12 protein-coding genes are annotated in these 13,533 nt (G+C 64.7%); 3 read left to right on the top strand and 9 right to left on the bottom strand.

Annotated elements, in window-relative coordinates; genetic code table 11:
• Positions 1 to 10: 10 nt before the first annotated feature.
• Positions 11 to 592, top strand: coding sequence for a DinB family protein (locus tag ACTYOL_RS18315; protein WP_151926149.1), 582 nt, complete (start codon positions 11 to 13; stop codon positions 590 to 592).
• A 78-nt stretch (positions 593 to 670) separates the two neighbouring features.
• Here ACTYOL_RS18315 and ACTYOL_RS18310 read toward each other — a convergent pair whose 3' ends face one another.
• The 6 genes from ACTYOL_RS18310 to trhP form a co-directional block, all read right to left on the bottom strand.
• A complete protein-coding gene (locus ACTYOL_RS18310; RefSeq protein ID WP_444756881.1) occupies positions 671 to 1,669 on the bottom strand; it encodes an alpha/beta fold hydrolase in 999 nt (332 codons plus the stop codon).
• 75 nt (positions 1,670 to 1,744) lie between these two features.
• Entirely contained in the window at positions 1,745 to 2,182 is a 438-nt protein-coding gene (locus ACTYOL_RS18305; RefSeq protein WP_063545534.1) for a YqaA family protein, read from the bottom strand.
• Positions 2,182 to 2,610 carry a DUF411 domain-containing protein gene (locus tag ACTYOL_RS18300; protein ID WP_054895330.1) on the bottom strand — a complete coding sequence of 143 codons (429 nt, stop codon included), beginning with the start codon at positions 2,608 to 2,610 and terminating at the stop codon, positions 2,182 to 2,184. The genes ACTYOL_RS18305 and ACTYOL_RS18300 overlap by 1 nt, the downstream gene beginning before the upstream one ends.
• A gap of 12 nt (positions 2,611 to 2,622) precedes the next feature.
• Positions 2,623 to 3,429: a copper resistance protein B gene (locus ACTYOL_RS18295; RefSeq protein ID WP_197893334.1), complete on the bottom strand. Its 807-nt coding sequence runs from the start codon at positions 3,427 to 3,429 to the stop codon at positions 2,623 to 2,625.
• Complete coding sequence (locus ACTYOL_RS18290; RefSeq protein WP_444756880.1) at positions 3,422 to 5,149, bottom strand: copper resistance system multicopper oxidase; 1,728 nt, start codon at positions 5,147 to 5,149, stop codon at positions 3,422 to 3,424. The genes ACTYOL_RS18295 and ACTYOL_RS18290 overlap by 8 nt, the downstream gene beginning before the upstream one ends.
• Before the next feature lie 148 nt (positions 5,150 to 5,297).
• Positions 5,298 to 6,632, bottom strand: a complete 1,335-nt coding sequence (gene trhP / locus ACTYOL_RS18285) for a prephenate-dependent tRNA uridine(34) hydroxylase TrhP (RefSeq protein ID WP_444756879.1) — start codon at positions 6,630 to 6,632, stop codon at positions 5,298 to 5,300.
• A gap of 132 nt (positions 6,633 to 6,764) precedes the next feature.
• Here trhP and ACTYOL_RS18280 point away from each other — a divergent pair, with 132 nt between their 5' ends.
• Positions 6,765 to 7,829: an AI-2E family transporter gene (locus ACTYOL_RS18280; protein WP_054895332.1), complete on the top strand. Its 1,065-nt coding sequence runs from the start codon at positions 6,765 to 6,767 to the stop codon at positions 7,827 to 7,829.
• A 74-nt stretch (positions 7,830 to 7,903) separates the two neighbouring features.
• Here ACTYOL_RS18280 and ACTYOL_RS18275 read toward each other — a convergent pair whose 3' ends face one another.
• Positions 7,904 to 9,952 (bottom strand): TonB-dependent receptor family protein, encoded by a 2,049-nt coding sequence (locus ACTYOL_RS18275; protein WP_444756878.1) that lies wholly within the window; start codon positions 9,950 to 9,952, stop codon positions 7,904 to 7,906.
• A gap of 133 nt (positions 9,953 to 10,085) precedes the next feature.
• Here ACTYOL_RS18275 and ACTYOL_RS18270 point away from each other — a divergent pair, with 133 nt between their 5' ends.
• Entirely contained in the window at positions 10,086 to 10,706 is a 621-nt protein-coding gene (locus tag ACTYOL_RS18270; RefSeq protein ID WP_054895334.1) for a TetR/AcrR family transcriptional regulator, read from the top strand.
• Between the two features lie 87 nt (positions 10,707 to 10,793).
• Here ACTYOL_RS18270 and preA read toward each other — a convergent pair whose 3' ends face one another.
• Both preA and ACTYOL_RS18260 read right to left on the bottom strand, forming a co-directional pair.
• Positions 10,794 to 12,068, bottom strand: coding sequence for an NAD-dependent dihydropyrimidine dehydrogenase subunit PreA (gene preA / locus ACTYOL_RS18265; protein WP_054895335.1), 1,275 nt, complete (start codon positions 12,066 to 12,068; stop codon positions 10,794 to 10,796).
• Positions 12,069 to 13,436: an NAD(P)-dependent oxidoreductase gene (locus tag ACTYOL_RS18260; RefSeq protein WP_200603989.1), complete on the bottom strand. Its 1,368-nt coding sequence runs from the start codon at positions 13,434 to 13,436 to the stop codon at positions 12,069 to 12,071.
• Positions 13,437 to 13,533 lie beyond the last annotated feature (97 nt).

The following is a 13,533-nucleotide window of genomic DNA, read 5'->3' as shown; positions in this document are numbered from 1 at the left end:
GGAGCCGACCATGGAGCTGCTGTCGCACCATCTGCTGACCCAGGCCTACAACAATGGCTGGGCCAACCATCGCCTGTACAAGGCATGCCTGCAACTGAACCACGACGAGTTCGTCGCCCCCCGTTGCAGCTTCTTTCCCTCGATCAAGGCCACGCTCAATCACCTGCTGACGGTGGACTGGTTCTACCTCAATGCCCTGGAGTGCGAGCAGCGCGGTGAAGCCCCCGAGGCGGATGGCGAGCGCTTCTTCGAGCCTGAACAGCCGTTTGCTACTTGCACCGACCTGCACACCCAGCAGGCCCAGGCCGACCAGCGCCTGATCGCGTATTGTCGACTGTTGCGTGACGACCAGTTGCGGCGCTATGTGAGTATCGTGCGGCCTGACCGGGTCCAGCGCGAGCAGCGCCTGCGCCTGCTCGCGCACCTGTTCGAACACCAGATCCATCACCGCGGGCAGGTGCATGCGATGCTCAGCGACACCTCGGTGCGCCCGCCGCAGCTGGACGAATTCTTCTGCGAGGAGGAAGCGCCCCTGCGTGCGGATGATTTTGCCGAACTGGGGTGGAGCGAAGAGCAGGTCTGGCGGGCGTGACAGCTTTGCCCGCGCCGTCTGTTCAGGAGCGGCCTTGTGGCCGTAGCAGGCCGCTCCCAGCTTGCCGCAAGGCGAGAGCTACTGCTGCAACCAGTTGATCAAGGCTTTGTGGAACGCTTCAGGTTCCTCGATCTGTGGGGCATGTCCCATGCCCGCGAAGGTGACCAGTTGCCCCTGGGGAATCAGCTTGGCCACCTGCGGTCCGAGCTCTGCGTATTTGCCCAGGCGGGCCTTGACCTCTGGCGGGGCGATGTCGCTGCCGATGGCGGTAGTATCCTTGTCGCCGATCAGCAACAGCGTCGGCATCTTCAAGTCCTTGAACTCGTAGACCACAGGCTGGGTGAAGATCATGTCGTAGATCAGCGCCGAGTTCCATGCCACTGCCTCGTGCCCTGGCCCTTTGTTCAAGCCCACCAGCATCTGTACCCATCGCTCGTATTCCGGTTTCCAGCGCCCGGCGTAGTAGGTGTTGCGCTCGTAGTTGCGCACGCCTTCGGCATCGAGCTTGAGTTCACGCTGATACCATTGATCGACACTGCGATACGGCACGCCCAGGGCTTTCCAGTCTTCCAGGCCGATCGGATTGACCATGGCCAGTCGCTCCACCTGCTGTGGGTACATCAGCGCATAGCGGGTGGCGAGCATGCCACCGGTGGAGTGGCCCAGCACGTTGACCTTGTCGATGCCAAGCTGTTGAAGCAGTGCATGGGTGTTGTCGGCCAGTTGCTGGAAGCTGTACTGGTAGTGCTCCGGCTTGCTCGAGGTGCAGAAGCCGATCTGGTCCGGGGCGATGACCCGGTAGCCGGCCTTGCTCAGGGCATTGATGGTGGTTTCCCAGGTGGCGGCGCAGAAGTTCTTGCCATGCATCAGCACCACGCTGCGGCCGTTGGCCTTGCCCTGCGCAGGGACATCCATGTAGCCCATCTGCAGGGCTTGGCCCTGGGAGGTGAGAGCGAAGTGCTTGAGCGGGTGAGGGTAGGTGAAACCTTCGAGCTGTTTGCCGTAGGTGGGCGACTCGGCGGCGATGGCCGAGCTGCCGACGAGGCAGGCCAGGGCCAGGGCGGTTGCGCGCAGCATCGGGGTACTCCGTGTAGGTTCAAGTAGGAAAAGGCGACTGTAGCAGTCAGTTGACCTTCGGAACCGTGAAAGGTGTTACCCGTTGTGAAACCAGCCCAGGGTGATCATCGCGACCACCAGGTAACGTCCGGCCTTGGCCAGGGTGACCAGTAGCAGGAAGCGCCAGAATGGTTCGCGCATGATGCCTGCGATCAGGGTCAGTGGATCGCCGATAACGGGCATCCAGCTCAGCAACAGCGACCACTGCCCCCAGCGTTGGTAGCGTCGTTGCGCACTTTGCAGCTGGCTGGCGCTGAACGGAAACCAGCGTTTTTCGCGAAAGCGCTCGATCGCTCGGCCCAGCAGCCAGTTGACCAGCGAGCCGAGCACGTTGCCCAGGGTCGCTACCAGCAACAGCGTGAGCCAGGCGTCGGGGTCGCGCAGGAGCAAGCCGACCAGCACCGCCTCGGACTGCAGCGGCAGCAAGGTGGCCGCGCCAAAGGCGCTGAAAAACAGCGCCCAGAGACTGAGCATCAGTATTCGGCGACCACAGTGTCCTGGCCGTCCTGGGTCAGGCCGATGACCTGATAGGCATCCTTGTGGTCACCCATTTCCATGCCAGGCGAGCCCATGGGCATGCCCGGCACGGCCAGCCCCTTGAGATCGCTGCGTTTGGCCAACAGGCGCACCTGTTCGGCGGGCACATGCCCCTCGACGAACTTGCCGTCGATCACGCCGGTGTGGCAAGACGCCAGGCGTGGTGCGACGCCCAGGCGCTGCTTGACCGCGCTCATGTTCGGCTCGACATGGTCGTTGACCGTGAAACCGTTGTCGCGCAGATGGCTGATCCACTGTTTGCAGCAGCCGCAGTTGGGGTCGCGGTAGACATCGATGACGTCGGCGGCCTGGGCCAGGCCACTGATGGCCAGCAGTCCAAAGGCCATCAGGTGTTTGTGTAGCATGGTCGAACTCCTTCAAAAACGCAGGCGCACACCTGCGACCAGACGGGTCTGCGCGGGGTCGTCGCCGTCTTCACGGGCCTGGTCGGCGCGTGTACCGTGCACGCGGTTGAAACTGACGCCGACATAGGGCGCGAAGCTGCGGGTGATTTCATAGCGCAGGCGCAGGCCTACCTCGCTTTCGGCCAGCCCCGAACCTTGTTCGCGCCCGGCGTCGTTACGGCCGAAGAAGTTGGCTTCGATGTTCGGTTCGAGGATCCAGCGATTGGTCAGCAGCATAGCGTAACTGGCCTCCAGGCGCAGCGCGGTCTGCTGTCGCTCGCCGGCATAGGCGGTGGCTTCGAACTCCAGCCCATACAGCGGCGTACCTTGGATGCCGAACGCTGCCCAGGCCTGGCCGCTGGCAGGTTTGAAGTCCTGGCGTATACCACCGACCAGCTCCCACCAGGGGCTGATGGCATGGCCCCATAGCGCCTGCAGTTCGGCCTTGTGAGTGGTGCCCTGTTCACGTTCGCCTTCGCTGCGCAGCCACAGGCGATCGATGTCGCCGCCGATCCATGCGGTGGCATTCCAGTTCAGCACCCCGCTGTTGTCGAAGTGCTGGTATTCGAGTTGATCGACGATCACCGCGCCGTTCAGCGCAGCGTCATGTACCTGGTGGCCCGGCAAAAGGGGGAAGGCGGCGCGGCGGTCGGCATCGGTGATGACCGGTAACGCCGTGCTGGGCTGGGTCGGGTTCTGCTGCGCGCGCGCCTCTTCGCTGGCCAGTAGCACCAGCAGTGTGATGCTGGTCAGGATCCAACGGCTGTTGAGCTCATTCATCGACCCGTACCTCGCGGAACATGCCGGTCTCCATGTGGTAGAGCAGGTGGCAGTGGTAGGCCCAGCGGCCCAGGGCGTCGGCACTGACCCGGTAGCTGCGACGAGTGCCGGGCGGGATATCGAGGGTGTGCTTGCGCACCATGAAGTTGCCCTGTTCATCCTCCAGGTCGCTCCACATGCCATGCAGGTGAATGGGATGGGCCATCATGGTGTCGTTGACCAGGGTGATGCGCACCCGCTCGCCATAGGTAAGTCGCAGCGGCTGGGCGTCGCTGAACTTCACGCCGTCGAATGACCAGGCAAAGCGCTCCATGTGGCCGGTCAGGTGCAGTTCGATATCGCGTGAAGGCGGGCGGCCGTCGGGGTCTTCGAAACGGCTGCGCAGGTCGGCGTAGGTCAGCACCCGGCGGCCGTTGCCGCGCAGGCCGATACCGGGGTCGCCCAGGTTTGGGCGGGGCGCCATGGTCTGCATGTCGACCAGCGGGTTGTCAGTCTCGCTGGGCGGGTGTGGCTGCATGGCGGCCATTGCCGCGTGATCCATGCCGGCCATGCTGGCGTGGTCCATGCCAGGCATGTCTGCCATTGCGGTGCCGTCCATGCCGCCGTGCCCCATGTCGTTCAAGGTCAGGCGGGGGCGTGGGTCCGTTGCGGGGACGGGCGCCTGCTGGCCGTGAGCATGTGCCAGGGTGCCACGGGCAAAGCCGGTGCGGTCCATGCTCTGGGCGAACAGCGTGTAGGCTGGCGCATCGCCCGGCTCGACCAGTACGTCGAAGGTTTCGGCCACGGCGATGCGCAGTTCGTCGACCGTCACCGGCACCACGGGTAGGCCGTCTGCGGCGATCACCGTGAGTTTCAGGCCGGGGATGCGGAAGTCGAAGTAGGTCATGGCCGAGGCGTTGATCAGGCGCAGGCGTACCGTCTCGCCGCGGCGGAACAGGCAGGTGAAGTTGCCGTCCGGCGGCTGGCCGTTGAGCAGGTAGCTGTAGGTGGCCGCGCTGATGTCGGCAAGGTCGGTGGGGCTCATGCGCATGCTGGCCCACATCAGGCGCTCGTCGACGGTCTTGCGCCAGCCGTCGCGAGCGACATCCTCGATGAAGTCACCCACGGTGAGCTTGTGGTAGTTGAAGGCGTCGGACTGCTTCTTGAGGGTTGCCAACAGTGCTTCGGGGGCCTGATCGCTCCAGTCGCTGAACAGCAGCACATGGTCGCGCTGGTAGGCGTGTGGCTCGGCCTCGCGCGGTTCGATGACGATTGCCCCATAGACCCCCGCCTGCTCTTGCAGCCCGGAATGGCTGTGGTACCAGTAGGTGCCACTCTGGCGCAGGGTGAAGTGGTAAAGGTAGTCGCCGCCGGGTTCGATGCCGGCGAAGCTCAAGCCCGGAACACCGTCCATGTTGGCGGGCAGGATGATGCCGTGCCAGTGGATCGAGGTGGGTTCGGCCAGGCGGTTGCGCACGCGCAGGGTCACGCTGTCACCTTCGCGCCAGCGCAGCAGCGGGCCGGGCAAACTGCCGTTGACGGTGAGGGCAGTGCGGGGGCGGCCGGTGATGTTGACGGCGGTCTGGCCAACGTACAGTTCGAAGTCCTGACCCTGCAGCGGTTGGCCTGGGCGATGGCCTTCGACGGCGCTGGCCAGTGGGCGCCAGAGGCCCAGGCCGGCCACTGCGGTGGCGGCGCCGAGGCCTTTGACGAAGGTGCGACGGGAGGGGCTGTGGGGCATAAACGGCCTCAGGCAGGGCTTGAGTAGAGGCCTTGTCGCGATCGGGCGCGCCTTTCGTAGCCCTGGGCTTGCCTGCGAACGGCCTTGGAATAGCCCGATGATCCACCACCGTTCCTGTCAGCCAGCTGAGGCTGTCATTACAGCGTTGTCAGCCCAGGGCCTCCTGCACAGGCAGGTCGCGCATCAGCAGCCCGAATTCGAGCGATACCTGCTCCGGAACCGGCAGGTACACCAGGTGCCCGTCGCCTGGAGCCACCTCGATGGCCTGGCCTTGGCGATCACCCAACCGGTCGAGCTCGAAGTGGTAGTTACCGCGAGGGGTCATCAGTTCGAGGGTGTCGCCCAGTGCGAAGCGGTTCTTCACCTTCACCTCGGCCAGCCCGTCGATACGCAGCCCCGTCAGTTCGCCAACGAACTGTTGGCGCTCCGAGACCGAGTTGCCGCGCTGGTAGTTCTGGTACTCGTCGTGCACATGGCGGCGCAGGAAGCCCTCGGTGTAGCCGCGCTGGGCCAGGGACTCGAGGTTTTCCATCAGGCTGCGATCGAAGGGCCGACCGGCGACGGCGTCGTCGATCGCCTGGCGGTAGGACTGCACGGCACGGGCGCAGTAGAAGTGCGACTTGGTCCGTCCTTCGATCTTCAGCGAGTGCACGCCCATCCGCGTCAGGCGCTCGACGTGCTGTACCGCGCGCAGATCCTTGGCGTTCATGATGTAGGTGCCGTGTTCGTCTTCGAACGCCGGCATCTCTTCGCCAGGGCGGTTGCCCTCCTGCAACAGGAACACCTGTTCGGTGGGCGCGCCAATGCCCAAGGTCGGTTCGCACTCACGCACGATGTCGCCGGTGGCGTTTTCCCCTGCCGGGGTCGCCTGGTACTTCCAGCGACAGGCATTGGTGCAGCTGCCCTGGTTGGCGTCGCGCTTGTTCAGGTAGCCCGACAACAGGCAGCGCCCGGAATAGGCCATGCACAGTGCGCCATGGACGAAGACCTCCAGTTCCATGTCAGGTACTTGCTGGCGGATTTCCCCAATCTCTTCCAGCGACAGCTCGCGCGACAGAATCACCCGGCTCAGGCCCAGCTGTTGCCAGAACTGCACGCTGGCCCAGTTCACTGTGTTGGCCTGCACCGACAGGTGCACGGGCATCTGTGGGAAATGCTGGCGCACCAGCATGATCAGCCCGGGGTCGGACATGATCAACGCATCGGGTGCCATCTCGATCACGGGCGCCAGGTCCTTGAGGAAGGTCTTGAGCTTGGCGTTGTGCGGCGCGATGTTGACCACCACGTAGAAGCGCTTGCCCAGGGCGTGCGCTTCCTGGATGCCCAGGGCCAGGTTGGCGTGGTCGAATTCGTTGTTGCGCACCCGCAAGCTGTAGCGCGGCTGGCCGGCGTAGACCGCATCGGCGCCATAGGCGAAGGCGTAGCGCAGGGTCTTCAACGAGCCGGCGGGGGCCAGCAGTTCGGGCTTGGCAAGAGGGTTCATGGGGGCACCGGGGCAAAAGGTGCGGATGCTACGACCGGGCCCGGAACGCGGTATTGACCTGGATCAAGCGCTGCTGATGGCACTTTTGCCTCTACGCTGTGCACTAAGGTCCAGGACAATCGAGGAAAGCCCATGAATCAAACTGCTCTACAGAACAGAGCCCTGGCCGTATTGCTGGCGCTGGTCACCATCGCATTCTTCTGGATACTGCTGCCGTACTACGGCGCGATCTTCTGGGCCGTCATCCTCGGCATCCTGTTCGCACCGCTGCAGCGCAACCTGCTGCTGCGTTTCAACCGTCGGCGCAACCTGGCGGCCGGCGCTACCTTGGCCACCTGCCTGATGATTGCGATCCTGCCGGTGATCATCATCAGTGCCCTGCTGGTCCAGGAAGGGGCAACACTGTACCAGCGCATCGAAAGCGGCCAACTGGATATCGCCGGCTACATCGAGCGCGGCAAGGACATGCTGCCGCACTTCGCCCAGAACGGCCTGGACCGCATGGGCATGGGCAATCTCGATGGCCTGCGCGACAAGATCACCAAGTGGGCGACACAGGGTAGCCAGTTCCTTGCCAGCCAGGCTTTCAGTTTTGGCCAGGGCACCTTCGACTTCCTGGTGAGCTTCGGCATCATGCTCTACCTGCTGTACTTCTTCCTGCGTGAAGGGCCGGAGCTGGCGCGCAAGGTCCGTCAGGCCGTGCCGCTGCCCGAGCAGCAGAAGCGCCGCTTGCAGTTGAAGTTCAACCGTGTGGTGCGGGCCACGGTGAAGGGCAACCTGTTGGTGGCGATCACCCAGGGCGCGCTGGGCGGCTTGATCTTCTGGGTGCTGGATATTCCCAGTGCGCTGGTGTGGGCGGTGCTGATGGCGTTCTTGTCGCTGTTGCCTGCGGTGGGGGCCGGGATCGTCTGGGGGCCGGTTGCGGTGTATTTCCTGCTGACCGGCGCGATGTGGCAGGGCATCGTGCTGACGGCGTTCGGCGTGCTGGTGATCGGGCTGGTGGACAACCTGCTGCGCCCGATCCTGGTGGGCAAGGATACGCGCATGCCCGACTACCTGATCCTGGTGTCGACCCTGGGCGGGCTGGCGGTGTTCGGCCTCAACGGCTTCGTGATCGGGCCGTTGATCGCCGCGTTGTTCATTTCCAGCTGGACGATCTTCACCGAGACCACACCGCAGGTGCAGTTGCCGTCCTGACTCGATCTACCCAAGGGCAGGAGCAGCGTAATGCTGCTCCTGCAGGGTGCATGTTCAATTGCCCCGGCTAGTCGCTAGCGAAAGCTGTACGAAACCCCCGCATACATCCCGAACCCTTCTCCCGGGGTCGAGCGCGCAGCATCCAGCCCGACATCGTCGTACCCTGGTGTCACCGTCGCGGCGTAGCGCTTGTTGGTCAGGTTGCGCAGGTCGAGCCAGGTCTGCCAGTCGCGCTTGGGCGAATCCCAGCCCAGACGCGCGCCCAGCAGGGCGTAGGCATCGGCGTGATAGCTGTTGGCGTAGTCCACCTGCACCTTGGAGGCCAGTTGCGTGTTCACCCCGGCGTAAAAACCGCTCGGCCAGTCGTAACGTAGCTCGGCCTGGTAGTAATGCATGGGGATGCCCGGCAAGCGGTTGTCGCCGAAGCGGTCATCGTCGCGGTAATGGAAGTCGCTGAAGGTATAGGCCTGGCGCAGCGACAGCTTGCCACTGCCCGGCTGCTCCCACAGCGTGCTTTCCAGGCCGGCTTCGATGCCCTGATGCACGGTGGCGCTGGCGTTGAACTCCTTGAACGGCTGGCCCGGCACGATCTCCACCGCCAGCAGCTCGTGACGCACCTGCGAGTAGTACCAGGCCAGGTCCCAGCGCCCCAGCGCCGAGTCGCCGCGGGCTCCCAGCTCCAGGGTGGTGGCCGTCTGGTTCTGCATCTCGATCGGTTGCGTTGCAACGGTCGAACTCCAGATCAACGACCAGGGGTGCGGTGGTTCGACGGAGCGACTGAGGTTGCCGTAGACCTGGGTCTGCGGATCGATGTCGTAGCGCAGGCCCAGGCGTGGTGCGTAGTCCCAGTCGTGCTGGCTGACCTTGCCGCCGTTGGCGGGGAAGGTGACGGCACTTTCGCGGCGGGTGTAGATCATGGCAAGGCCCGTGGTCAGCCACAGGTTGGGGACCAGCTCCAGATCGTTGCCCAGGTGCAGCACGGTGTCCGAGCCCTGGTAGCTGAAGTCGCGGCTGCGCGGGCCGAACACATCGCCATTGCGGGCGAACTGCGAGGCGCCGCTGTTGGGCAGGTGCTTGGTGGTGCGCCAGCCAACGGTGGTCTTGCTCTCGTGGCCGAACAAGGTGTCGCGACGCATATAGTTGAGCGTGCCGCTGACATCGGTGTAGGCCACCTTCAGGCGCATCGGGCCTTCGCGCAGGTCCATCGGGTAGTCGTGGTAGACCAGCCCGGCCTCCAGGCGTGAGTCGTCGTCGAGGAAGAAGGTGGTCTTGTTGCCCACCCAGGTGCTGCCGGGCTGGGGACGGCTGTCATCGCGGGCGAGGTAGGCTGGGTTGGCGGCGCGCGGGTGGTGCTTGATCTGCTCCTTGGTCAGGCGCCCGGCCAGATCGTTCTCGGTTTCCCGGTAGCGCAGGTAGAAGCGCGTTTCCAGATTCGGGTTGAAGCGATAGCCGACATTGGCGGCGATGCCCTTGGCACTGCCGCTGCTGTGTCGCTGGTAGCCGTCGTACTCGGCGTCGGTCAGCGCCACGTAATAGTCGAGGTTGCCCAGCACCTGGCCAGAGCTGATGTGCCGGCGCTGGTAGCCGTGGCTGCCGACCTCATAGCGCAGTTGCAGGGGGGCGGCGTCATGGCCGGTGTGGGTCACGTAGTTGATCGCACCGCCCAGAGCCAGGGCGCCCTGGTCGAAGCCGTTGGCGCCGCGCAGTACCTCGGCGCGGCTCAGCCACAAGGGTTCGAACAGCTCGTAGGGTGTCCCGCCGGGGCCGGTCAGCGGCAAGCCGTCGAACATCGTGTAGACCCCCGAGCCATGGGCGCCAGGCGCGCGGTTGATACCCGAGCCCCGGATCGACAGCTTGATCCCGTCGTTGCCCGCCGACTGGGCGAACACGCCTGGCTGGTAGGCCAGCACATCCTGGTTGCTGGCCACGCGTCCCTGGCCGACGGTTTCCATATCCACCAGGTTGCTGGCGCCAGGGATCTCGCGCAATCGTTCGGCGGCGGCCTCCTGCTCGGATTGCTGGCGGTCCTGGATCAGCACCTGTTCGAGCTCGATGCGCTCGGCGGCATGGGTGGCGGTGCTGACCAACAGGGCCAGTAACGAAAGTGGAAGGGTCGGACGCATGGGCAGGGGTTCCAGAGCGGGTGCGCAGTTGTGACGCTACAACTGTCAGACGAAGCACAGTGGTCGATCTGCAGAGCGCAGTCCTGGCGCCTGCGTGTTAGCCTTGACAGGTTCCAGCCGCTTCGGACGCCCTATGGCCAACCACAAGATCGAGATCCGCCGTCGCAATATCGAGAAGATCCTCCAGGCAGCCGAGCAGGTGTTCGCCGAACAGGGCTACGGCGTCACCTCCATGGGCGACATCGCCGAGCGTGCGCAGTTGCCGCGTTCCAACCTGCATTACTACTTCAGTACCAAGGACGAACTCTATCGAGCGGTACTGCAGGACCTGCTGGACGTCTGGAAGCAGGATGCCCTCTGTTTCGAACGCTTCGACGACCCGCGCGTCGTGCTGACCAGCTATATCCGCGCCAAGATGGGGCACTCGCGCTCGCGGCCGCTGGGCTCGAAGGTCTGGGCCGAGGAAATCCTCCATGGCGCGCCGCTGCTGGGAGGCAGCCTGGACGATTCGCTGGTGCCTTGGGCGCAGTTGAAGGAAGCCAAGATCCGGCGGTGGGTGGAGGAGGGGCGTATCCTCCCGGTCGAGCCGTCGGCGCTGCTCTACATGATCTGGGCTTCGACCCAGCATTACGCCGATTTCGGTTATCAGGTGGCTTTGCTCAATGATGGGCAGCCGCTGTCGGACATGGCGTTCGAGCGGGCGGTGCAGACGGTGACCAGCGTGATTCTGCGGGGCATCGGGCTGGAGCCTTGAGCCTGCCGGGGTGCATGACAACCCCGGCGGGCGATCGTGTAAGCGGCGGTTCGGCGCCCCGTTCGCGGGCAAGCCCGCTCCTACGGGTCAGCTCGCTTCACGATAGGGGTTGCGCGGATCCTGGGTCCAGTTCAGGTACGGCTTGCCGGTCTCTTGCGCCACCATGTCGATGCAGTTTTCAACCGGGCAGGTGATCTGGCACAGGTTGCACCCCACGCATTCGGCCTCGATCACGCTGTAGACGTGCGTCCCATCGGCCTGCAGGGTGTTGGCGATGGCCTGGTGCGAGGTGTCTTCGCAGGCGATGTGGCAGCGTCCGCAGCCGATGCAGGCATCCTGGTCGATATGCGCCACCGACTTGTAGTTGATGTCCAGGTACTTCCAGTCGGTGGTGTGCGGTACGGCCTGGCCGCGGAAGGCTTCCAGGGTGCGGTGTCCGTGCTGGTCCATCCAGCGCGCCAGGCCATCTTTCATGTCTTCGACGATGCGAAAACCGTGCAACATCGCCGCCGTGCACACCTGCACCGCACCGCTGCCCAGTGCGATGAATTCCGCGGCATCGCGCCAGTTGCCGATACCACCGATACCACAGATCGGCAGGCCACGGGTTTCAGGATCGCGCGCAATCTCGGCGACCATGTTCAGCGCGATCGGTTTGACCGCCGAGCCGCAGTAACCGCCGTGGGTGCTCTGGTCACCGACGATGGGGTGGGCGACCATGCGGTCCAGGTCGACACTGGTGATCGAGTTGATGGTGTTGATCAGCGACACGGCATCGGCGCCGCCTCGATGTGCGGCGCGGGCCGATTGGCGGATGTCGGTGATGTTGGGCGTGAGCTTGACGATCACCGGCAGTGAGCAATACGTCTTGCACCAGCGGGTGACCATTTCCACGTATTCCGGCACCTGGCCGACCGCCGCGCCCATGCCGCGCTCGGGCATGCCGTGGGGGCAGCCGAAGTTCAGCTCGATGCCATCGGCGCCGGTGGCTTCGACCAGCGGCAGGATGAACTTCCACGACTCCTCGACGCACGGCACCATCAACGACACCACCAGCGCCCGGTCGGGCCAATCCTTCTTAACCTGGGTGATTTCACGCAGGTTGATCTCCAGCGAGCGGTCGGTGATCAGCTCGATGTTGTTGATGCCCTGCACCTGGCGGTTGGCGCCGAAGTGCGCCGAGTAGCGCGACGACACGTTGACCGCCGCCGGGTCCTCGCCGAGGGTTTTCCAGACCACGCCACCCCAGCCCGCCTCGAAGGCGCGAACCACGTTGTAGGCTTTGTCGGTCGGTGGCGCGGACGCCAGCCAGAAAGGGTTGGGTGCCTTGATACCGGCGAATTCGATGGACAGATCGGCCATTTACGCTGCCTCCACATTGAGCATGAGTTGGGCATGGATGGCTTCGGCGGCCAGCTTGCCATGTTGCACGGCCTGGACGGTGAGGTCCTGGCCCAGGGCGGTGCAGTCGCCACCGGCATAGACGCCAGGCAAGCTGGTGCGCATCTGCTCGTCGACGCGGATGCGTTCGCCATCGCGCGCCAGTTGCGCCGCCACCGGGTCCTTGAGCCCTGCGTCGTCGAAGCACTGACCGATGGCCTTGAAGATCCCGTCGGCGGGCAGCTCGAAGGTTTCGCCGGTATCGGCCAGTTTTCCCTCGACCTGTTCGGTGCGGACGAAGCGCATCCCCTTCACCCGGCCCTGCTCATCCAGCAGCACCGCATCGGGCCGCGCCCAGGTATGCAGGCGCACCTGGTTGGCCTTGGCGATGTCCTGCTCGTGGCCGGTGGCGCCCATGTCGGCGGCGCCGCGGCGGTAGACGAGGTTGACCTCGCGCGCACCCAGGCGGCTCATCTGCACCGCCATGTCGATGGCGGTATTGCCCGCGCCGATCACCAGGCAGCGGTCGGCCAGCGGCAGTTGGCTGAGGTCGTCGGCCTGGCGCAGTTCACGGATGTAGTCGGTGGCGGCCAGCACGCCAGGGGCCTCTTCGCCCGGCAGGCCGAGCTGGCGCACGGCATTCAGGCCAAGGCCCAGGAATACCGCGTCGTACTGGTCCCGCAGCTCGCCGAGGGTGAGGTTGTCACCCAGGCGTTGGCCATGGCGGAGCTCGATGCCGCCGATGCCGAGCAGGAACTCCACTTCACGCTGGGCGTAGTCGTCGACCAGCTTGTAGCGGGCGATGCCGTATTCGTTGAGGCCGCCAGCCTTTTCCTGCGCCTCGAAGACCACCACGTCATGACCATGCAAGGCCAGGCGATGTGCACAGGACAGCCCGGCGGGGCCGGCACCGACCACTGCGATGCGCTTGCCGGTGCTGGGCGAGCGCTTGAAGGGGTGTTCGCTGAAACCGGCGTTGTCCAGGGCATAGCGTTGCAACTGGCCGATCAGCACCGGCGCGCACTCCCGGGCGTTGTTGCGTACGCAGGCTTGCTGGCAGAGGATTTCGGTCGGGCATACGCGGGCACAGCTACCACCGAGGATGTTCGCCGACAGGATCCGCTCGGCGGCGCCCTGCAGGTTTTCATCACTGATGCGGTGGATGAACGAAGGGATGTCGATTTCGCTCGGGCATGCATTCACACAGGGGGCGTCGTAGCAGTACAGGCAGCGCGCGCTTTCCACGGCGGCCTGGCGTGCGGTCAGGGGAGGGGCGAGGTCGGTGAAGGCGTCGGCGAGCTGCTCGGCGCTGGCCCTCGGGCGCGGCAAGTGGTTCAGGGTGTCGATCACGGTTGTAGCCTCTCTCTTTTTTATGGGGGCAGGCGGCGGTTCCTCGCCCGTCCGTTTCGGGATGGCAGTCAACAGGTGTCTCTGGATTGTTATCGCC

Source organism: Pseudomonas sp. A014 (genome assembly GCF_052378495.1).
GTDB classification, from domain to species: Bacteria; Pseudomonadota; Gammaproteobacteria; order Pseudomonadales; family Pseudomonadaceae; genus Aquipseudomonas; species Aquipseudomonas machongensis.
This window is presented reverse-complemented; position numbering and strand designations above follow the sequence as displayed.